Annotated in this window: 20 protein-coding genes and 1 pseudogene; 10 read left to right on the top strand and 11 right to left on the bottom strand. The window is 67.3% G+C overall.

Annotation, left to right across the window (positions count from 1 at the left end):
* The first annotated feature begins 5 nt into the window (after positions 1 to 5).
* A complete protein-coding gene (locus tag F1D05_RS27395) occupies positions 6 to 632 on the top strand; it encodes a glyoxalase (protein ID WP_185443347.1) in 627 nt (208 codons plus the stop codon).
* A 110-nt stretch (positions 633 to 742) separates the two neighbouring features.
* Here F1D05_RS27395 and F1D05_RS27390 read toward each other — a convergent pair whose 3' ends face one another.
* Positions 743 to 1,771 carry a glycosyltransferase family 2 protein gene (locus F1D05_RS27390; protein WP_185443346.1) on the bottom strand — a complete coding sequence of 343 codons (1,029 nt, stop codon included), beginning with the start codon at positions 1,769 to 1,771 and terminating at the stop codon, positions 743 to 745.
* Positions 1,772 to 1,778: 7 nt separating this feature from the next.
* The gene (locus F1D05_RS27385) at positions 1,779 to 3,239 is read right to left on the bottom strand and encodes an LCP family protein (RefSeq protein ID WP_185443345.1); all 1,461 of its coding nucleotides are present in this window, start codon (positions 3,237 to 3,239) and stop codon (positions 1,779 to 1,781) included.
* Positions 3,240 to 3,651: 412 nt separating this feature from the next.
* Between F1D05_RS27385 and F1D05_RS27380 the strand changes: the two genes are divergently transcribed.
* Positions 3,652 to 4,530: a S1 family peptidase gene (locus tag F1D05_RS27380; RefSeq protein ID WP_185443344.1), complete on the top strand. Its 879-nt coding sequence runs from the start codon at positions 3,652 to 3,654 to the stop codon at positions 4,528 to 4,530.
* A 209-nt stretch (positions 4,531 to 4,739) separates the two neighbouring features.
* On the top strand, positions 4,740 to 6,827 hold the full coding sequence (locus F1D05_RS27375) for a spermidine synthase (RefSeq protein ID WP_185443343.1): 2,088 nt from the start codon (positions 4,740 to 4,742) through the stop codon (positions 6,825 to 6,827).
* A gap of 63 nt (positions 6,828 to 6,890) precedes the next feature.
* Here the strand turns inward: F1D05_RS27375 and F1D05_RS27370 are convergent, their stop codons facing one another.
* Complete coding sequence (locus F1D05_RS27370) at positions 6,891 to 7,214, bottom strand: AzlD domain-containing protein (RefSeq protein WP_185443342.1); 324 nt, start codon at positions 7,212 to 7,214, stop codon at positions 6,891 to 6,893.
* Positions 7,211 to 7,924, bottom strand: a complete 714-nt coding sequence (locus F1D05_RS27365) for an AzlC family ABC transporter permease (RefSeq protein WP_185443341.1) — start codon at positions 7,922 to 7,924, stop codon at positions 7,211 to 7,213. The genes F1D05_RS27370 and F1D05_RS27365 overlap by 4 nt, the downstream gene beginning before the upstream one ends.
* A gap of 54 nt (positions 7,925 to 7,978) precedes the next feature.
* On the opposite strand from F1D05_RS27365, the pseudogene F1D05_RS40980 reads away from it, so the two are divergent.
* Positions 7,979 to 8,146 (top strand): annotated as a pseudogene (locus F1D05_RS40980) (helix-turn-helix domain-containing protein); the annotation flags it as partial.
* Between the two features lie 226 nt (positions 8,147 to 8,372).
* The gene (locus F1D05_RS40975; protein ID WP_246486971.1) at positions 8,373 to 8,549 is read left to right on the top strand and encodes a hypothetical protein; all 177 of its coding nucleotides are present in this window, start codon (positions 8,373 to 8,375) and stop codon (positions 8,547 to 8,549) included.
* 42 nt (positions 8,550 to 8,591) lie between these two features.
* Here the strand turns inward: F1D05_RS40975 and F1D05_RS27355 are convergent, their stop codons facing one another.
* A complete protein-coding gene (locus F1D05_RS27355; protein ID WP_185443340.1) occupies positions 8,592 to 9,422 on the bottom strand; it encodes an SAM-dependent methyltransferase in 831 nt (276 codons plus the stop codon).
* A 201-nt stretch (positions 9,423 to 9,623) separates the two neighbouring features.
* Here F1D05_RS27355 and F1D05_RS27350 point away from each other — a divergent pair, with 201 nt between their 5' ends.
* Entirely contained in the window at positions 9,624 to 10,451 is an 828-nt protein-coding gene (locus tag F1D05_RS27350) for a helix-turn-helix domain-containing protein (protein WP_185449509.1), read from the top strand.
* A gap of 2 nt (positions 10,452 to 10,453) precedes the next feature.
* Here F1D05_RS27350 and F1D05_RS27345 read toward each other — a convergent pair whose 3' ends face one another.
* Positions 10,454 to 10,747 carry a DUF4287 domain-containing protein gene (locus F1D05_RS27345; protein ID WP_185443339.1) on the bottom strand — a complete coding sequence of 98 codons (294 nt, stop codon included), beginning with the start codon at positions 10,745 to 10,747 and terminating at the stop codon, positions 10,454 to 10,456.
* 134 nt (positions 10,748 to 10,881) lie between these two features.
* Here F1D05_RS27345 and rpmJ point away from each other — a divergent pair, with 134 nt between their 5' ends.
* Positions 10,882 to 11,004, top strand: coding sequence for a 50S ribosomal protein L36 (rpmJ, locus tag F1D05_RS27340; protein ID WP_185443338.1), 123 nt, complete (start codon positions 10,882 to 10,884; stop codon positions 11,002 to 11,004).
* A gap of 125 nt (positions 11,005 to 11,129) precedes the next feature.
* Here rpmJ and F1D05_RS27335 read toward each other — a convergent pair whose 3' ends face one another.
* Complete coding sequence (locus tag F1D05_RS27335; protein ID WP_185443337.1) at positions 11,130 to 11,630, bottom strand: winged helix-turn-helix transcriptional regulator; 501 nt, start codon at positions 11,628 to 11,630, stop codon at positions 11,130 to 11,132.
* Between the two features lie 55 nt (positions 11,631 to 11,685).
* Between F1D05_RS27335 and F1D05_RS27330 the strand changes: the two genes are divergently transcribed.
* Complete coding sequence (locus F1D05_RS27330; RefSeq protein WP_246486007.1) at positions 11,686 to 12,318, top strand: GNAT family N-acetyltransferase; 633 nt, start codon at positions 11,686 to 11,688, stop codon at positions 12,316 to 12,318.
* Between the two features lie 491 nt (positions 12,319 to 12,809).
* Here F1D05_RS27330 and F1D05_RS27325 read toward each other — a convergent pair whose 3' ends face one another.
* Entirely contained in the window at positions 12,810 to 13,709 is a 900-nt protein-coding gene (locus F1D05_RS27325; protein ID WP_185443336.1) for an alpha/beta fold hydrolase, read from the bottom strand.
* Positions 13,710 to 13,727: 18 nt separating this feature from the next.
* Between F1D05_RS27325 and F1D05_RS27320 the strand changes: the two genes are divergently transcribed.
* Together F1D05_RS27320 and F1D05_RS27315 are read left to right on the top strand one after the other, a co-directional pair.
* Positions 13,728 to 14,639: a methyltransferase domain-containing protein gene (locus F1D05_RS27320; protein ID WP_185443335.1), complete on the top strand. Its 912-nt coding sequence runs from the start codon at positions 13,728 to 13,730 to the stop codon at positions 14,637 to 14,639.
* A gap of 9 nt (positions 14,640 to 14,648) precedes the next feature.
* The gene (locus F1D05_RS27315) at positions 14,649 to 17,003 is read left to right on the top strand and encodes a hypothetical protein (RefSeq protein ID WP_246486006.1); all 2,355 of its coding nucleotides are present in this window, start codon (positions 14,649 to 14,651) and stop codon (positions 17,001 to 17,003) included.
* Positions 17,004 to 17,243: 240 nt separating this feature from the next.
* Here F1D05_RS27315 and F1D05_RS27310 read toward each other — a convergent pair whose 3' ends face one another.
* From F1D05_RS27310 to F1D05_RS27295, 3 genes are all read right to left on the bottom strand, one after another.
* The gene (locus tag F1D05_RS27310) at positions 17,244 to 17,387 is read right to left on the bottom strand and encodes a hypothetical protein (RefSeq protein WP_185443334.1); all 144 of its coding nucleotides are present in this window, start codon (positions 17,385 to 17,387) and stop codon (positions 17,244 to 17,246) included.
* A 974-nt stretch (positions 17,388 to 18,361) separates the two neighbouring features.
* A complete protein-coding gene (locus F1D05_RS27300) occupies positions 18,362 to 18,589 on the bottom strand; it encodes a hypothetical protein (RefSeq protein WP_185443332.1) in 228 nt (75 codons plus the stop codon).
* Positions 18,590 to 19,133: 544 nt separating this feature from the next.
* Entirely contained in the window at positions 19,134 to 20,069 is a 936-nt protein-coding gene (locus F1D05_RS27295) for an NADP-dependent oxidoreductase (protein ID WP_185443331.1), read from the bottom strand.
* Between the last annotated feature and the right edge of the window lie 241 nt (positions 20,070 to 20,310).

The raw sequence follows: 20,310 nt of genomic DNA, 5'->3' as shown, positions 1-20,310 counted from the left end.
TCGGCATGAACCTCACCGAGACTTCCATCGCCTCCATCACCCTCGAATCCCAAGACCCAGCCGCCACCAAGGCGTTCTATGACGCGGCGTTCGGGCTGGGTGATCGCCTGCGGGTTCGGGCTTCCGAGGCGGAGACGACCGGCTTCCGGGCGTACACGCTGTCGCTCGTCGTCTCCCAACCGTCCACGGTCGACAGTCTGCTCGGGACTGCCATCGAAGGCGGCGCCGAGACGCTGAAGCCTGCCAAGAAAGGGATGTGGGGGTACGGCGGCGTCGTACAGGCTCCGGACGGGGCGATCTGGAAGGTTGCTACGTCGGAAAAGAAGGAGGTTGGGCCGGCGACTCGGGAGGTGGACGACATCGTGTTGCTGCTGGGTGCCGCTGATGTTGCTGCCAGCAAGCAGTTCTATGTTGAGCACGGGCTGACCGTGGCGCGCAGTTTCGGGCACAAGTACATCGAGTTCGCCGCGCCGCCCAAGGGCATCAAACTGGCCCTCTACCGTCACCGCGCGCTCGCCAAGGACGCCGGCGTCTCCCCCGAAGGCACCGGCTCGCACCGGCTCGCCCTCAGCACCGACGCCACCCCCTTCACCGACCCCGACGGCTTCACCTGGGAACCCACCACAGCCTGAGCGCTCGCCCGGCCCGTACTGCGGGACGCTGGTTGGCGTAGTACGGAGGGCTTGGCTGGCCTAGCCTCGGAGGTTGGCCGATGGACGGGGTACGCCTCCGCTGGTGACCGCTAGGCCGTTCCGGGGGAAGCGACCGCTGGGCCGGCGGGGCGTTCCTGGAGGCCGATGATGAAGCCGAGGCCCCAGGCGACATGCATGGTGGCGCAGACCAAGGGCAGCCAGAAAAGGGCCTTCCAGGGCAGGTAGCGGCCTTCCATAGCGGAGCCTGCCAGGAGTAGGAGCGCGTAGCCGAGCGGCGCCAGGAAGCCGACGTCGAGCCAGCTCACCCCTGTCGCCAGCCCGATAATGCCCAGCACAGTGCCGAGGGCGAGCAGGCCGACTGCGACCGGTGGGGCCAGGTAGCGCTTGTTGGCGGTCTCCGGGTGCCTGCGGATCACCTCGCGGCGCCACTGGCCGGTGTGGAAGAACTGCCTCGCCACCTCGGCCAGCGAGGAGCGCGGCCGGTACGTCACCGACAGGTCGGGGCTGAACCAGATCAGCCCGCCCGTCTTGCGGATCCGGTAGTTCAGCTCCCAGTCCTGGGCCCGGTGCATCGACTCGTCGAAGCCACCGACGCGCTCCAGCGCGGTACGGCGGAAGACACCCAGGTAGACCGTGTCCGCAGGACCGGCCTTGCCGCCCTGGTGGAAGGTCGACGCGCCCAGGCCGAGCCGCGACCGGTAGGCGCAGGCGACGGCCATCTCGAACGACGTCCGGCCTTCGGCCGCCATCACGCCGCCGACGTTGTCGGCTCCGCTCTCGGTGAGCACCTCGACGGCCCGGGTGATGTAGCCCTGGGTCAGGACGCCGTGGCCGTCGACCCGTACGACGATGTCGTGGCGGGCGTGGGAGATCCCGGTGTTCAGCCCGGCGGGCGTCTTGCCGGTCGGATTCGGCACGATCGTGATGCGCTTGTCGGCATCAGCCAGCCGGTCGGCGATCTCCTCGGTCCGGTCCTTGCTCGGACCGATCGCCAGTACCACCTCCAGCTCGCCGGGATACTCCTGGTCGAGGACGCGGCCGACCGCTTCCTCGAGGTGACGTTCCTCGTTCAGGACCGGCATCACGACGGACACCGCGGGCCAGTGGGACAAAGCCATGGTCAGGTCAGGCCTTACAGATCGAAGCGACGTCGTCGACGTCGGTGCTGGGTTTGGACGGGCTGCCGGAGGGTTTGGCCGGCGTACTGGGTTTCGATGGTGCCTTACTCGGAGTGTTCGCCTTCTTACCGTTGCCGTCCGAGGCCGCCTTGTCCAGCGCTTCGGACTTACTGATCGCCTCGGCGACCTTCGTACGCACCAGGTCGAAGTCCGGATCGCCGGTGTGGATCAGCGGCGGGACCGGCGAGAAGCTTGACACCGGCAGCTTCTTCGAGTCCAGCGCGAGATCGGTGAAGGTACCGAGCTCACCGGCCGGAATGTTCGTCTGCACCACCTGTTTGCTGGCCGAGGCGATCGCCTGGAACTTGGTCAGCACCTTCTGGGGTGACAACTGGTTCAGCATCGCCGTCATCACGCATTTCTGCCGGGTCATCCGTTCGTAGTCGCTGGCCCCCGCCCGGGACCGCGCGAACCACATGGCATGGTACCCGTCCAGATGCTGGTTCTTCCCCGGCTGGATGTATCCCTTGATCGGCCCGCCGATCCCGCCGATCGGAACCTTCTTGCCGACGTCGACGGTGACCCCGCCGACCGCGTCCAGCAGGTGCTGGAAACCGGCGATGTCGATCAGTACGTAGTAGTTGACCTTCATCCCGGTGATGCCCTCGGCCGCCTGCGAGGTGGCGAGCAGGCCGGGCTCCTTGACGCCCGGGAAGAACTGCTTGTGGCCCATCGCCCAGGTGTAGACGCCGTTCAGATAGCAGTCGTGGCCGCAGTTCTTCCATTCGAAGCCGTGCGGGAACTGCTTGGCCATCTCGGTGCCGGCCGGGAACGGGATCTTCGCCATGTTCCGCGGCAGGCCGATCAGCACGGTCCGGCCGGTATCGGCATCCACCGACGCCATCGTGATGCTGTCCGGCCGGGTGCCGATCCGGTCAGCGCCGGAGTCGCCGCCGAGCAGCAGGATGTTGTAGCGGCCCTTGTCCGCCTTCGACTTCACCCCGTTGCCGAACACGCTCGCGACGAAGTCCCGCTGCGCCGACACGATCGTGCTGCCGTAGATCAGCACGCTCATCACCAGCACCACCAGTACGCCGTCGATGATGCTCGCGGTCAGCCGATGGTTCTTCTCCAGCGTCAGCGGCCGGCCGAGCCGGTACGCGTCGACGAACAACGCCGCCCAGCCGATCGCCAGCAGGATCAGCAGCACCTGGACCAGCCGCAGCGTCTTCGGTGAGACCAGCAGGTTGATCGTGCCCGACCGCCAGACCAGCGACAGCACGAGCAGGAAGACGATGATCGCGACGATGCCGAAGATCACCCGCCAGGCCCAGCGCCCGGCTCGTTTGCTGCCGGCCGCGATCTGCGCGGATCCGGGCACGATCAAGGTCATCAGCAACAACGTCAAAGCGCGTTTGAATCGCACCGGTTCGGCGAGGTTGCGCAGGTCTGGCTTCTCCTGCGGCATGTCGTCCTTCCGTTCTCCGTACGGCGCGGCTGCCGATCCTCGACCGGGACGGCCCCCGTAGCCGCACGTCGCGCGCCGTTCAGTATGGCCATGGCCGGACGGTCGCCGAAATCAGGCGCGCCGCCCTGCCTCTTGTACCCACCGGTCATCAGGTACGACGTACCGGGCGGTGGCATGGTTCGAGGCGGGCGGGTTCGGAAACGAACAGTAACAGGACGAGCACCCACCGACAGCACGCAGGGCCTGCTCGCCGGAAGCGCAGGTTAACCCTTCACTCTGCTGATTCCAGCAGATTTTCATCCAGTTGTGATGCTCCGCGGGCCGGTTGTCCGATACGAAGAGTCCTGGGGTGATTACGCCCTGCTTGCTCCGCCCCCTTTGCAAGCTCCGCCGTGAGGACAGGAAACCGCCCATGAGACTGTTCCGTTCCGTTGCTGCGACCACCGTCGCGGTCAGTGCCCTGCTGCTCTGTGGCAGCCAGGCGTTCGCCATGCAGGCTGCTACCGCGGCCGCGCCGAAGACAGCAGCACCCCGGCTCGCCGCACCAGGCGCCGACTTCACCGGTATCGCCGCCCTCAGCAACTGCTCCGCTTCGCTAGTCCGGTACGCCGAATCGGTGTCGACCGACAAGGCACTCGTACTCACCAACGGCCACTGCTACGAAAACGGGTTCCTGAGCCCCGGCCAGGTCCTGGTGAACAAGTCCTCCACCCGGCAGATCACCCTGCTGCGGCCGAGCTCCAGCAACGCCGGCACGGTCCGCGCGACCCGGATCCTCTACGGCACGATGACCAAGACCGACGTCATCCTGTACGAGGTGAACGAGTCCTACGCCTCGATCAAGTCCCGGCTGAACGTCACCCCGCTCACGCTGGCCAAGCAGGGCCCGGCCGACGGCGCCGGGATGGCCGTCGTCTCCGGCTACTGGAAGCGGATCTACACCTGCTCGGTGCAGGCCACCATCCCGCGACTGCGGGAGGGCAACTGGACCTGGCAGAACTCGATCAAGTACCTGCAGCCGGGCTGCGAGACCATCGGCGGCACCTCGGGCTCGCCGATCGTCAGCACCAGCAACGGCGAGGTGATCGGCATCAACAACACCGGTAACGAGGACGGCGAGCGCTGCACGGTGAACAACCCGTGTGAGGTCGATGCGAACGGCAACGTCACCGTCGACCAGGGCGCGGCGTACGGCGAGCAGACCTGGTGGTTCTACACCTGCCTGACCGCCACCCGCACGATCGACCTGAACAAGTCCGGCTGCCAACTGGTCAAGCCCGCCCGGCGCTGACCGACACCGGCACGAACGGCGACCGCCCCCGCCGTCCGCGCCGCTCCGTTACGTCCGAAGAAGTGGAGTGCACGTCCCTCCACTTCTTCGGACGTAAGCTCTCGGTGGCGGCTCGTGCACAGGCCGTACTGCGTACGCCGGGTGACGAAGGCGCTGGATTCCGTGCTGGGGTGATGCCTGACACACCGAATCAGGTAACGTCCCCGCCCATGGCAGTCGACTCTTCCACGCCCCGCCAAGCAACCCCTGACAAGTGGCAGCACCCGCTGGGGGTGAAACCCCGCCTGGTCGCGGCCAGCGCGCTGATGCTCTTCCTCGAGCTCGCGCTGATCCGCTGGACCGGCTCCAATGTCGTGCACCTGAGCTACTTCTCGAACTTCGTGCTGCTCGGCTCGTTCCTCGGCATCGGGATCGGGATCCTGCGGTCCGGCCGGGCGAAGCGGCTGCCGTACTACTCCCCGCTGATGCTCGGCCTGCTGGTCGCGGTGATCGCGTGGAAGCCGGTGACGGTCAACCGGGGCAGCTCGTCCAGCGTCATCTACTTCACCAGCCTGAACACCACCGGCCCGCCGGTCTGGGTGATCCTGCCGATCATCTTCATCGCCGCGGCCGTGGTGCTGGCCGGGCCCGCTGAGTTGGTCGGCCGGTGCTTCGCCGACCTGCCGCGCCTCACGGCGTACCGGTTCGATCTGATCGGCAGCCTGATCGGGATCATCAGCTTCACCGCGCTGTCGTTCCTCGGCGCACCGCCGATCTGGTGGGGCGCGATCGTCACGGTGATGTTCGTGGCGCTGATGGTGCCGACCGCTGGTGGCCAGCGGAAGATGACCGCGACGGTGCTGAGCGCCGCGCTCGTACTCGCCCCGATGCTGGTGATGGTGGGCGTGCTGTTCCACGAGTCGACGAAGCCGGACAACAGTTGGTCGCCGTACTACAAGGTGCAGACCGCCGGGTTCGAGTGGAAGGGCGTGCCGCTTCTCACGATCACGGTGAACGGCGTACCGCATCAGCAGGCGATCCCGGCCGATGCCCGGTTGCAGTGGGAGCCGCAGTACGGACTGCCCTATGACCGTGCGAACGCGGGCAAGGCACCGAAAAACGTCCTGATCATCGGCGCCGGCTCGGGCTCGGACGTCGCGATCGCGCTGAAGAAGGGCGCCGAGCACGTGGACGCGGTCGAGATCGACCCGCGGATCCGCGACATCGGCAAGGCGAAGAACCCGGACCACCCGTACCAGGACCCGCGGGTGAGCTCGCACATCGACGACGGCCGGGCGTTCCTGTCCCGGACCGACAAGAAGTACGACCTGATCCTGCTGGCGCTGCCGGACTCGCTGACGCTGGTGAACGGCGCGAGCTCGCTGCGGCTGGAGAGCTACCTGTTCACCCAGCAGGCCTTCGAGAGCGCCCGCAAGCACCTGAAACCGGGTGGCGCGTTCGCGATGTACAACTACTACCGCGAGACCTGGCTGATCGACCGGCTCGCCTCGACGGCGCAGGAGGCCTTCGGACACAAGCCGTGCGTGGACAAGGTCGGCGACGGCCTGCAGCAGGCCGTGGTCACGGTCGGTCTCACCGAGGCTGACCAGACCTGTGAGACCGTCTGGGCCGGGCCGACCGCGATCACCCCGCCGCCGGCCACCGACAACCGGCCGTTCCTGTACCTGTTCACCGACCGGATCCCATCGCTGTACCTGGTCACGATCGGGCTGGTGCTGCTCGCCGGACTGATCGGCGTCGGCATCGCGGGCGGCGGTTCGTCGTACCGGCGGATGCAGCCCTACACCGACCTGTTCCTGCTCGGCGCGGGCTTCATGCTGCTGGAGACGAAGAGCATCACCGGGTTCGCCCTGCTGTTCGGTACTACCTGGGTGGTGAACGCAATCGTCTTCGCTGGCGTGCTGGTGGCGGTGCTAGCGGCCGTCGAAGTCACGAGACGGTTCAAGACACCACCGATCAAAGTGATGTTCGTCGTCCTGTTCGCGGGATTGCTGCTGAGCTGGGTCTTCCCGGACAGCTGGCTGCTCTCGATGCCGGTCGGATTGCGGGTCCTGGTCGCGGTGCTGATCGCGTTCACCCCGATCTTCGCCGCGAACGTGATCTTCGCGAAGCGGTTCACCGACACCGCGGACGGCACCGCCAGCTTCGGCGCCAACCTGCTCGGCGCGATGCTGGGCGGCTGCCTTGAGTACGCCGGCCTGCTGATCGGCTTCCACGGGCTGCTGATCATCGCCGCCGTGCTGTACCTCGGCGCCTTCCTGCTCCGACCGAAGACAGCGGCCGGCGCAACCAGCTAGATCCAAAAAACGGACCGGCTCGAGACTGCCTCTCGCGCCGGTCCGTTTTGCTTTGACGAGAAATCACCGTACGCCGACGAGTCGTAACCCGGCCGCGGTCGCAGCCGCGGCGACGACCACCAGAATGAACGGAACCTTGCGCAAGGCAAGCACTCCGCCGACCAGTACACCGGCCGGCCGCGCGATCCCCGCGGCGCCATGTCCATCGGTCAATGCGGCCGTCGCGACCAGCGCTGCTAGCAGTACCACGGCCGCAGCCGCCATCACCTTCTCCATCCGCGCCGGCAGCTCGAACCGCGTGCGCAGCAGCGGCCCAGCGATCCGCAGCGAGAAGGTCCCAACCGCAAGGACCAGTACGCCGATCAGCACCAACCCGGGATTGCTCACACGACCACCTTTGCCTCAGGCAACTTCTTCGGGGACTGCTCGGTTCGGTAGAACACCAGGCCCACCAGGGCCAGCAACACCGGTAGACCAGCCGGGAGGAACGGCGTCACCGCGAGCGCGACGACGACGCCCGCCACCGCCGCGGTACGGGTCGATTTGTCCCGCAGGGAAGGAAGAACAAGGGCGAGCAGTACTGCGGGGAAGGCGGCGTCGAGGCCGAACACGTCCGTGTCGGTGATCACCGAGCCGATCTGACCGCCGGCCAGGACGCCTAGGTTCCAGCAGATGAAGATGCCGATTCCGCAGATCCAGTAGGCAGCGCGCTTCCGCTTCAGCTCATCCTGGCCGAGGGCGAAGGCAACGTTCTCGTCCGTCATCAGATGACTGCCCGGGAGCCGTTTCCAGCCGGCCCCGATCACGTCGCTGACGGCCAACCCGAAGGCCACGTGCCGGCTGTTCACCAGCAGGCCCGCGATGGTGGCCGCGATCGGGCTGCCGCCGGCGGCGACGATCCCGACGAACAGGAACTGCGACGCCCCGGCGAACACGACCACGGACAGCAGTACCGGAACCCAGAGGTCGAGTCCCCCACCGACGCTGATCGCGCCGTACGAAAGGCCGACCACACCATCGGCCAGGCAGACCAGCGCGATGTCTCGCGCCAGTCCCTTGTCGAGACTCTGCTGAAGGGTTCGCCATATCGAACGCATGGGTTTTATGATGAACACTCAGCGACTTGTTCGTCAAGTCGAACGGATGGACCGATGGAGCGAACGCCGATGGACACGAAGGCACCACTGGACGTGATCGCCTCATCGCTACGCCGCGAACGGGCCCGGACCGGCCTGTCCCTGACCGAGGTGGCGAAACGCGCGGGCGTCGCCAAGTCCACGCTGTCGCAACTGGAGTCCGGCACCGGGAACCCGAGCGTGGAGACCCTGTGGGCGCTCTGCGTTGCTCTCGACATCCAGTTCGGCCAGTTGGTCGATCCGCCGAAGCCCCGGGTGCACGTGATCCGCGCCGACGAAGGGCCGGCCGTGTACTCCGAACACGGCGACTACAGCGCGACCCTGGTCGCGTCCTGCCCGCCCAACGCGCGCCGCGACGTCTACCGGATCGTCGTTGCGCCCGGCCCCCGGCCGGGAGTCCGACCCGCACATGCCGGGAATCGTGGAGCACGTCGTGCTCAGCACCGGCCGCGCCCTGGTCGGCCCGGCAGAAGATCCGGTAGAGCTCCATCCAGGCGACTACATCGCCTATCCCGGCGACATCGCCCACGTCTTCCAGGCCCTGGAGGAGAACACCACCGCCGTCCTGCTCTCGCAGTACAGCTGAAAGCCGCGACCAACAGGTGTTGGTCGCGGCTTCTGGTGGGGATCAGGCTTTGCGGCCGATTCCGCCGGCGATGCACTCCTCGATCTGGCTGAGCGGCGCGATGCGGGGGCCGTCCGGCCACCATTCGTCGCACAGCACCAGACCAGGGGTGACCATTTCGAGGTCGTTGAACATCGCCTTGATCTGGTCGTACGGACGGAACAGGCCGGACCCCATCGGGCTGTGCGTGAACCGCTCCTCCAGCGCCCGGGCGGTCTTGGCGTGCTCGGGCGTCTCCGGGTCGAGGAAATGCGAGATCACGACGTACGAGCCGGGGGCCAGGGCGTCGGTGTAGGTCTGCATCAACTCGGGGGCGTCGTCGCCCAGGTAGTGGTGCAGGGTGCCGTTCTGGATCAGCGCGATCGGCTGGGAGAAGTCGAGGAACTTCCGCACCTCCGGGAGGGCGAGCACCTTCTCGGGCTCGAAGATGTCGGCACTGATGAAGAGCGTGTTCTCGTTCTCCTCCAGCAGCGCGCGGCCGTGCGCGAGCACCACCGGGTCGTTGTCGATGTACAGCACCTTCGCGTCCGGCTGCAGCCGCTGCACGATCTGGTGGGTGTTCTCCGCGGTCGGCAGACCGGAGCCACAGTCGAGGTACTGCGTGATGCCCGCCTGGCCGGCCAGGAACCTGCAGGCGCGGACCAGGAAGTTCCGGTTCGACCAGGCGAGGTCGGTCACCTGCGGGGCAACCGTGGCCACCTGCCGCAGCACCTCGCGATCGATCTCGAAGTTGTCCTTACCACCCAAGAACGCGTCGTAGACGCGGGCGATGCTGGCCCGGCTGGTATCGATGCCAACGGGAACGGAACTGGGGGATTTGGCGGCGTCGGGCATCAGCGACCTTCGTTCTTGATTGAGTGGCCTGTCGAGCTCGACCCTACTAGCAGTCGCGGCGCCTTTCAGCGCCGTGAGCGCGCCGACTGGAGCCGATTCGCCGGAAGTCGTGAAATGATCCTCCGGCGGGACGAGGCGAAAAGGTGGAGAGACTCCGTGACAGAGCTGGATGCGTACGGCGGGCCGACCGCCCTGCGGATCATGCTCGGCGCCCACTTGCGCCGGTTGCGTGAGGAATCAGGGATCAGCCGGTCCGACGCGGGCTGGGCGATCCGCGGTTCGGAGTCCAAGATCAGCCGGCTCGAACTGGGCCGGGTCGGCTTCAAGGTCCGCGACGTCGACGACCTGCTGACGCTTTACAAAGTGGACGACCAGGCCGAACGCGACCGCCTGCTGGATCTGGCCAAGGAGGCCAACAACCCCGGCTGGTGGCAGCGCTGGGACGACGTGACGCCGAGCTGGTTCCACTCCTATCTCGGCCTCGAGATGGCGGCCGAACTGATCCGTACCTTCGAGCTCCAGTTCGTGCCGGGACTGCTGCAGACCCCGGACTACGCCCGCGCCGTAGTGCAACTCGGACGCGATCGCCCGTTGCCCGAGATCGAGGTCGAACGCCTGGTCGCGCTGCGCACCGGCCGCCAGCAAGTGCTGACCAGGAAGCGATCCGCCCGCCTCTGGGCAGTGATCGACGAAGCCGTACTACGGCGCCCGATCGGTGGGACGCAGGTGTTCCGGGCGCAACTGGAGTACCTGCTCGAGGCCTCCCAGCGGCACAACGTGACGCTGCAGATCATCCCGTTCAGCCGCGGCGGCTACACGGCCACCGGCGGCGCGTTCAGCATCCTGCGATTCGGCGAGGCGGACCTGCCCGACGTCGTCTACATCGAGCACCTCACCAGCGCCGTCTACCTGGACAAGCGCGAGGACCTCGACGAGTACGTCGTCACGATGGACTCGCTGGCGATCACCGCGCTCCGCCCACGTCAAACCGAGGAACTCCTCCGCGAGGCCATCAAGGCGCTCGACTGAGCTCACCGCTGCGGGTTGGTCGCCTTGCCGTCCAGCCACAGGGTGTCGGACGGATCGCTGTGGGTCCCGCCCGAGTTCACGTGCTTGCCGCCGATCTTCACTCCGTTCTTGATCACGTGGAACAACGCCATCGCGTGGCCGCGGCCGAGGTCGTAGTCCGCCTTCAGCCAGTCGGCGACCGTGCCGGCCTTGGTCTGCGGCGCGTCGAACCCCTTCTCCTTGGCGATCTCCACCAACTGCCGCGGAGTCAGCCCGGTCTTCTCCTCGATCTTGTCCAGGTAGGCCTGAAACGACATCTCGCACTCCTCTTCCCGGCGGCAGCATCCCTGCCTCTGCCCAAGCGTCGAACCAGCCACGGCTGGATCGACAAACCGGTCGGGAAGTTCTTCGGGCCGGTTTGCGTTAGGTGGGACGACAGAGAGGAACCGTCATGAAGGTACGACGTTCGTTGAAGGCGCTGAAGGCGAAGCGGGGCTCGCAGGTGGTCCGCCGCCGCGGTCGCGTCTACGTGATCAACCGGCTGGACCCCCGCCAGAAGGCCCGCCAGGGCTGATGGCCACACTCACGGAAGCGGCAGGCCTTGCTCACGACGACTGGGACGAGTACGACCGGGTGATGGCCGAGCAGCGGCGTACGGTTGTTCTGGTCAACCCCACCAGGGCTACAGCAATTGATGCCTTAGGCAAGCTCTTCCTTGATGCGGGGCCGGGCGCCCGGACCGGGGCGGAGGGCGACCTCGCGCGGCGCCGGTTCGTGCCCGGCCTCGCACCGTAGTACGACGCTGACTTTTTCGCCGCAGTCGCGGTGCTCGGGGAGCAGCGGCGGACCGTCGTCGAGCGGCAGGTACTGGTCGCCCCATTGGACCAGCGCGACGAGCACCGGGTAGAGGTCGAGGCCGGCCTTCGTGAGGCGGTATTCGTACCGCTCGCGCTGGCCGGCCACCCGGTACGGCACGCGGCGGAGCAGTCCGCGCTCGATCAGCGCGGCGAGCCGATCGGTCAGCACCTGGCGCGGGATCTCCGCCCGGGCCCGCATGTCCTCGAACCGGCGGACGCCGACGAAGACCTCGCGCAGGACGTGGAACATCCACTTCTCCCCCAGGATGTCCATCGTCCGGGAGATCGTGCAGTTCTCGGTGGACCAGTGCATCGCCTCGGGCCTGGCCTGTTGCTCGATCATGCCTCCGAGGATAAGTCTTCTTGACAGACTCAGCCAACCCGGCGACCCTGAATCCGTGAACCAGACTCAGATGGACGCGCCGCGGATCCGTACCGCCGGCGAAGCGGACACCGACGACCTGGCGGCGATGCTGACCGGGCTGACCGATTTCAGTCTCTACATGCGTTTCCAGACCGCGGTCGGCCGTCCGCCGCGCGAGTCCCTGCTACTACGGCTGCTCCGGCCAGCCGGTGCGGCCTGGGTGGCGACCCGCGACGACGAGATCGTCGGGCATGCGATGTGGGCCTGGGCAGCGGCAAGCACCGTGCCGACCGCCGAACTCGCGGTCGTGATCAGCGAACCGGAGCAGAATCGCGGCCTCGGGATCCAACTGCTCGGGATCGCCGCCGGCCATGCTTTCGAGGCCGGAGCCACCCGGCTCCTTTTCGTCGTGAACGCGGCCAACGACCGGGTTGCCCGGATGATCCGCCGCCGCTGGCCGGCCGTGGCCGTGGAACGCGACGGGAGTCTGCTCAACTTCGTCGTACCGGCGGCTGCTCAGTTGCCGCCTGCCAGCGATTCGCAGATGGACCAGGCCTGCTCGCGGAGCAAGGCGGCGGCGTCATCGGCCAAGCCTTTCACGGGGGCATCGATCCCGACCGGATCCTCTTCCAGCAAGGCGATCAGAAAGACACAAGCGGCGAGGTAGCTGCCCGCGAGAGCGGGGTGGCTGCCGTCCTTGTCGTGCAGAGATGGTTCGTCGTGGGTGCGCAGGAAGCGTTCCCACACCATGCCGACGGGAACAAGCGTGGCGCCGAGCTCTGTGGCGATGCCGGCATAGGCGGTGGTGATCGGCTGCTGCGGACCGTTCTGGCGAGCCCAGGTCATGTACAACGCAGTACGGGCGCCGGCTTCCTCGATTGCCGCATGGAAGTCCCGGACGCTGTCATGCATCCGCGCGGGACTCTTGGCCGGCAACGTGCTCTGCTCCTGCAGTACTACGGTGTCGAACCCGCCGTCGGCGATCGCCGCGAGCGCCGTTCCAGCATTGAGGTGCTGCCGTAGCGAGGCGCCTCCGGCCGAGATCAGCCGAGACTCGACCTCCACCCCGCGCTCCTTGGCCAACCCGGCCAGCAACCCTCGCAGGTTGTTCCTACCCGTAAAACTGTTCCCGACAAAGAGAATCCGCACGGCTGCCCCTCAGACCAGCTCGAGTACGGCGGCGGCGAAGTCAGCGGGTGCCTCCTGCGGCACGTTGTGCCCGATCCCCGGCAGGACGCGGTGCTGATACGCGCCGGTGAAGAGTGCACGCTCCTCCGGGTCATCGGCTCCGCGCGGCCCACCGACACCATCGGCTCCACCCTCCAGCACCACGGTCGGCACGCTGATCACGGGCTGCTGAGCGATCCGCGCCTCGACCGCGTCGTACCGCGGATCGCCGGCGACGAGCCCGAATCGGTGCCGGTAGGAGTGGATCACGACATCGACGAAGTCCGGATTGTGCAGGCTGGCAGCGCTGGCCGGGAAGGCGGCTGCCGCATCGGCCCACTCCGGTGACCAGGTGCGCCATAAGTACTCACACAGTTCGTCCCTGTTGCGCTCAAGCCCCTCACGGCCCCGCTCGCTGTGGAAGTAGTACTGGTACCAGTACGTGGCCTCCCACTCCGGCTTCGTGGGCTCCCCCGAGTGCGCGATGTCCTGCATGTTGTAGCCGTCGACCGTCACCAAGCCATGCACTCGCTCCGGCCAGAGCGCCGCCGCGATACACGCGGCGCGACCACCCCAGTCGTAGCCCGCGACGATCGCCCGCTCGATCTCGAGTGCGTCCATCAACTCCAGCAGATCCTGACCCAACGCGGCCTGCTGGCCGGACCGGACGGCCTCCGGGTCCCTGAACCTCGTCTCCCCATATCCCCGCAGGTAGGGCGCGATCACCCGCAATCCGGCGTCCGCAAGCGTCGGCTCCACTCCGTCGTACGCCCGCACGTCGTACGGGAATCCGTGCAGCAACACCACCGGCAACCCACCCGGATCACCTGCCTCCTGATAGGCGACCTCGAGCATTGGCGTACTGACCCGGACAACCTCGCTGAACGACATCCAGCCATCCTGACATCCGTGCCCGCGGCATTCCCGGAAACACCTCGATCTGTTGATCGGTGTCCGAGCGACTACTTTCTGCACTTTTGCCTCGCGGATGCCGGTGGGTCCGGAAAGGTTGCATCATTCCCCCATTTCAAGGTTTGTGAAATTGCTGCTTTTAACATCCGGCCAGAGCTTCATTCGCCTCTAAACTGCCGCATGGTCACATTCACGAAGCGGGTCAAGCGGCGTTTGCGGCGGATGTTCAAGCTGCCCGCGAAGACCAACCAGGGGCCCGCGCGGCCCGCCGAGAAGGCCGTCGGGCGCGCCAGCATCGATCGGGACGCCTGGGCGTCGGCGGCGCAGGAGGGCGAGCTGGGCTTCCACAAGCGGCACAACTTCCGCGCCGAACAGGAAGTCTGGTGGACCCACGTGCAGCGCGACTGGGCTGCTCTCGGTCTCAAACCGACCGGTTGGGAGGGCAAGACCATCATCGACGTCGGCGCCGGCAGCAAACTGCGCAGCCTGTACTTCGAAGGTGCCACCCTCGTCGTACTGGAGCCGCTCGCGGACCGGTACATGACCGATGTCGCGTGGCACGATCTGGACAAGGCCGACGAAATGTACTCGGTGCCCGCCGAGCAGTTCGTCCCCGAGCTCGAGGGCCGCGGCGATCTCATCGTGTCGATCAACGCGCTCGACCACGGCTTCGACTTCGCCGAGGGCGCGCGCCACATCCGCAAGTACCTGAAGCCCGACGGCCTCGCGTTGCTGAGCTTCGACATGCACGACCAGCCGGACGCCATGCATCCGCTGATCCTCACCGACGAGATCTGCCGGCAGATCTTCACCGACGCCGGTTTCAGAATCGAGAAATCCGAGAAGGGCCGCCGGTACCACGGCGCGGCCGGACCGCAGGCGACGCACTGGTGGCTGCGTGCCGCCTAAGCTCTCTTTGTGCCATTGACGACGGACGTCGCGCCCCGTAGCCACCCGGCTACGGAGACTGCGGTCGCCCGGCCGTCATGGTCGGTCGAACGCCTGCCCTGGAGGCCGATCGGGAGCACCGTGGTGAAGGCGGCCGCCGGGGTCGCTCTTGCCTGGTTGGTGATCTGGCTGATGGCGGCGCACTCGTCCAGCCACGACATCGTCAGTCTGCTGCGGTTCTGGATCTTCGGCATCACGCTGCCCGGCACCCTGCTCTGGCGCCTGGCCAGCCCGTTCCGGCACAACCTGATCGAGGACTTCGCGGCCGGATCGCTGGTCGGCGTATCCGTGCTGATCCTGGTCTACCTCGCCGTCGCCCCACTCGGCGGCCAGCGATGGGCCTGGCTCTGGGCCGCTCCTGTGCTGATCGTGGTGGCCGTCGTGCCGACCTGGCGCCGACGCTGCCTGAGCCGGGTCGAGCGGCCGGTCTCGCCGTTGACCGCCTGGCTGGTCGCCATCGCCTGCGCGGCGCCCCTGTTCCACATAGGGCGCTACCGCATCGCCAACCCCGCGCCCTACACCGATGCTCGCTCGAACGTGCCGGATATGGCGTTCCACCAGGCACTGGCCGCCAGCGCGAAGTACGACGTGCCGCTGCAAGCGCCGTACGTCAACGGCGAGCGGATGGACTACCACTACTTCTGGCACCAGTTCACCGCCGCGACCTCTTGGGCGACCGGCGTGGACCTGACCGACCTGATCTACAACATCGGCTGGATCCCGCTACTGCTCGCCGGCTGCGCTCTCATCTACGCCCTCACCGACCGCGTCGCACCGGGCTCACGCTGGGCCGGCCCGCTCGCCATTGCCATCGCGTCGATCGCAGGAACGGTCGACGCGTATCCGGCCGTCCGGCTACCCGCCGAGAGCCTGATCAACTACGACTGGGGCAGCCCGACGCAGAACCTCGGCGGCGCCCTGATCACCTTGCTGGCACTGATCGGGATCGATCTGCTGCGCGGACGAAGCGGACCTGGCACCTGGATCCTCTTCCTCGTGATCGCCGCGGCGGCGTCCGGTTCGAAGGCGACCGTGCTGCCGCTGATCATCTGCGGCGCCGGGCTGGTGCTGGTGATCCGGCTCCTGTACGGCCGCTTCGCCAAGGGCGCGCTGCTGATCGCGGTGATGCTGGCCGGCCTGTTCATGGCTGCGGTAGTGGTCGTCTTCGGCAACAAGTCCTCAGGTCTCGCGGTCCGGCCCTGGATCACCTTCGCCAAGTTCGGCATCTACCCGCTCATCTCCCAGCAGACCGATGCCAGCACGCTCGACCACACCGCGATGTGGTTCAGCGGGATCACCATGTGCCTCGGCCTGCTCCTCGGCTCGGCCGGGCTGCTGGTGCTGCTCGGTACGACGGGACGCTGGTTCCGCGATCCGGGGATGATCTTCCTGGTCGGGATCGCGATCGCGGGCTTCGGCGCCTCGGTACTGACCGACCAGCCGGGCGGGAGCCAGCTCTACTTCCACCGGACCGCGATACCGATCATCGCTGCGCTCGCTGTCGCGGGAACGTGGATGCTGGTGTTCTGGTTCGCCGACCGGCGCTCCGGGCTGCTGGTGTTCGTTTCGCTGCTCGGCGGGGTCGGTGCGACCGCCGCGGCCCGGGCGATCACCAAGGCCAACCCGGGCGAGGGCAGACCGTTCCTGACCCCCGACGGCCACCTGACCGGCCTGATCACCCCGTGGGTATGGACGATCGGCTTCCTGCTCGCCGTCACGGCCTTGATCACCGTGCTGTGGAAATTGGCCAAGCGCCGAGGTCGGCCGACCCGGATCGCGATGGCATCGTTCGTTCTCGCCGCGATGGGCGCAGGGTTCTTCCTTCCGGTCCAGGCGATGACCCACACCCCCGTGGTCGACCTTGGCCCGCTGGCCGACAAAGGCCCCCTCGGCCCTTCAAGCACCCAAGCCGCCGCTGCCACCTGGCTGCGCGACCACACCGCCCCCAACGAGCTGATCGCGACCAACGCCCACTGCACCACGAAGAACGCCGCCGGCTGCGACTCCCGGCACTTCTGGATCGCCGCCCTGAGCGAACGCCACGTCCTGGTCGAAGGCTGGGGCTACACCAACACCATCAACGAACTGGTAGCCACCACCGGCCTCAGCTCGAACGGCCTCCCCTTCTGGGACGAACAAAAACTAGAAGACAACGACCGAGCCTTCACCACCCCGACCCGAGACAACCTGCGCCTCCTGAAAACCAAATACGGCGTCCACTGGCTCTACGCCGACCCCACCCAAACCATCGTCTCCCCCAAACTCACCACCTACGCCACCCTCCGCTACAAGACCCCCGACGCCCTGATCTACGAACTCCCGTGACAGGAGGTGCGCGGGGGTGATTTTCAGCTGATGCCCTCCGGCCTGCGGTTCATCACTCATCGCCGGTGCGCCAACTGCGGACCCGAACTGGGCCCATATTTCACTCCGGTAGGGCGATTGCCGCGGCGGGTGTCCTCGCCGTTGTATTCAGGCGCCCTACCCACCGCGTGGCCGGACGGGTTCACGAGGCGGTTCGCCGACTGGGCCGCGCCACATCGTCGCCCGGGCGGCTCGCCGACCTTAAAGGCCGGCCAGCCGGATGTGCTGCTCGATCACGGTGTCGACTGCGAGTTCGGGGTCGTCACTGTTCTTCGAGAGATGTTTCGCGGCGACCTTCTCCGCGCCGGGGAACCGCTGATACCCGTCGATGGCGACTTCCAGCACCCGCTAGCGGAACTCGTTTCCTGAGTCCGGCGACATCCGGCGGCATTTGTCGCGACTCGTCACCGTGCTGCATCCGCGCCGAACGGCACCGCGCCAATACCGCCTCCCGCTGCCGGTCCGAACTCAGCTCGCTCGGGGCAGACCTCACCAGCCGGCGAGGCGATCACCTTGTCCTGCGGCCAGAGTCGCCGCGGCAACGAATGAGTGGCGCTGCCGCGGCCTGGTCTCACCACATGCCCGATGCCGCACAGTTGGGCGGCAGACGGCAAAGCCAATGCCTCGTCAAGCAACGTCGGGGTGGTGATCGCCGCCCCTGGGTTCTGCTCGCGTCTTGGCGATCGCGCGGATCGCGCGGATCGCGCGGATCGCGCGGATCGCGCGGATCGCGCGGATCGCGCGGATCGCGCGGATCGCGCGGATCGCGCGGATCGCGCGGATCGCGCGGATCGCGCGGTGCGGTGGGGGGTGTGACGGTGATGGGTGTGGCCTGGCCGGGCTGGTGGCGGGACCTTGGACAGGATGTCGGGGGCTCGGACAAGCTATTTCGTGTCCAAGCCCCCCGGTTCGTGTCCAAGCCCCCGGTTCGTGTCCAAGCCCCCGCTTTCGTGTCCAAGCCCCCGGTTCGTGTCGCAGCCCCCGGCACGGTGTCCCAGCCCCGGCAGGTGTTCCAGGTCCCGGCAGCACGTCCCGGATTCGGCGGGCTGCGACTGTGTGCACCGGATCCGGGATTCTGCGGGCGGTATCTGCTCAGCCGGTGCACAAGGTCGCGCTCCGGATGGCTGGCTGCGGGTGGGAGCGAGGCTGAGGCCGGCTGGGCGGCGCACTGGTCCAGCAGGGCTGACCACCGATTCCGACCTCAACGTCTCTTGTCGCGGCACTAGAACAGGAGGGAGCGGAACTCGCTGGCGAACTGAAGGCAGCGCAGGTTGCGACGCACGGACAGACCTACAACTGACTTCTTCCGACGCGGGACGCTAGTTACCCGACATCATGAAGTACCAGCCGTCGGTGCGGTGGTTGCACGCGCTGAGGTACCACGGGTCCAACTGATCGCGAGTGCTCGTGCGGGCATCGTTGCAGTCCGCCTGTGTGGCGTACGGGCCGATGCTGTAGATCGGGACGGCGGTGGCGGAGCTGATCGGGACCAGTACGCCGATCGACGCGGCGACGGCGGCAATCAGCAAGGCGATACGACGTTTCACCAGGGACTCCTCAGGTGGGCGGGCGGTAGGTCGAAGTTAGAGACGAAAGCCCTTCAGTGCAAGGGGATACGGGCAAGATTCCAGGTTGCGATTCAGACTGGAAACCCATCAATCGTTTGTCTCCGACGAGCTATGACCCCGCCCCACCGACCGCCCCGAGCGCACCCGGGTGCGGTGGGTTCAGTCAACCAACCGCTCGATTACTGTGCGGCGGAACGGCGACGCGCGGATCTGGTGTACCGGTGCAAGCTCGGTCCCCGACCGGCTCAGCCCGCGATCCCGTCGCGCCGAACGACCTCCGCTTCCGCCGTCGACCACGCCCAGACTTGAACGTCGACTTCCGCGGTCATCAACGGCAGCCCGCCGAACGAGAAAGACGGAGCGCCGGCCATCGGGCCGGCCGCTAACACCGCGCCAGGGACGATCACGAAACGGCGCCGAGCGGGCTGCGGCTCCGGCCGGCCACCGCCAGAGCTACGCCGTGACGCCCCGCGTACGTCCGCGTCCACCGTAGAAGGGCTTCGACGGTGGACGCGGCGTGGCGTCAGGCGACGACGATGACCGTTTTGCCGAGCAGTTTGCCGTTGCTCGCATCCTGGTGGACGGTCGGCAGTTCCTCCAGCGGCCGGCGGTCGGCGATGTGCAGCTTGAGTACGCCGTTGTCGACGCGGGAGACGAGGTCGGCCAGGTGGGAGGCGTCGGGGCCGACCCATACGCCCGCCGTGCGTACCGAGCGTGCCTCGTCGGCCGGCACCGGGCCGGCGGAGCTGACGACGATGCCGCCGTCGGCCACGTAGGGGGTCAACTTCGCGAGGTCCTCGGGAGCCAGCCGGACGTGGTTCACCACCACGTCGAAGGGACCACCGACGGCGGCCGGGCCTGCGTCGAGGTCCAGCGGGCCGACGACCTTCTCCCCACCGTAGCCGTTCAGGCGGTTGGCGTGCTGGGGGCCGTCGACGGCGGTCACCTTCGCACCGGCATCGACGGCGAGCTGGACCACGATGCTTCCCACCGCACCGCCTGCCCCGTTGACGAGAACGGTCTGGCCGGCCTTGATCCCGGCGAGCTCGACTGCGGCCTGGCGAGCGGCCAGCCCGGTCAGGGGCAGTGATGCGGCGTCGGTCAGATTGATGCTGCGAGGCGCCGCGGTCACCAGGTCGGCCGCGACGACCGCGTACTCGGCGGCCCCGCCGTGCTCGTCCATCGGGAACATGGCGATGATCGGGTCGCCGACCTGCAGTCCGCTGACTCCGTCGCCGAGCTCGGCAACGGTGCCGGCGACGTCGAGGCCGGGGGTGATCGGCAGCGAGGTGGGGATCATCTCAGCGAGGACACCCAGCCGGATGTGGTCGTCGACGGGGTTGAACGAGGTGGCTGCCACCTTCACCAGCACCTGGCCGGCACCGGGGACCGGACGCTCCACCTCCTCCTGGCGTAGGACCTCGGCGGTGCCGAACTCGTGGTAGCGAATCGCCTTCACGGCGCTCTCCTCTGGGGTTTCGTGGTGTCGGATCCGTGGCGAACGGGGGAGTCTCCGGACCGGTGGTCGCCATCTCCACCCGCCCGTACCTCGAGCGGCGCGAGCACTCGGCTCATCTGCACCGACCGGGTCGAGCTGCCGGCCACCATCCGGTCGATGGCGCGTGTCGTAGGGCCCCGGCTCGGCCGGGAAAGGACATCGGACTACTCGTCATGGTGATGGTGCCGATCTCTTCAGGGCG

The sequence above is a fragment of the Kribbella qitaiheensis genome, from assembly GCF_014217565.1.
GTDB classification, from domain to species: Bacteria; Actinomycetota; Actinomycetes; order Propionibacteriales; family Kribbellaceae; genus Kribbella; species Kribbella qitaiheensis_A.
Note: the sequence above shows the minus strand (reverse complement) of the source record. Positions and strands in the feature narration are given on the sequence as shown.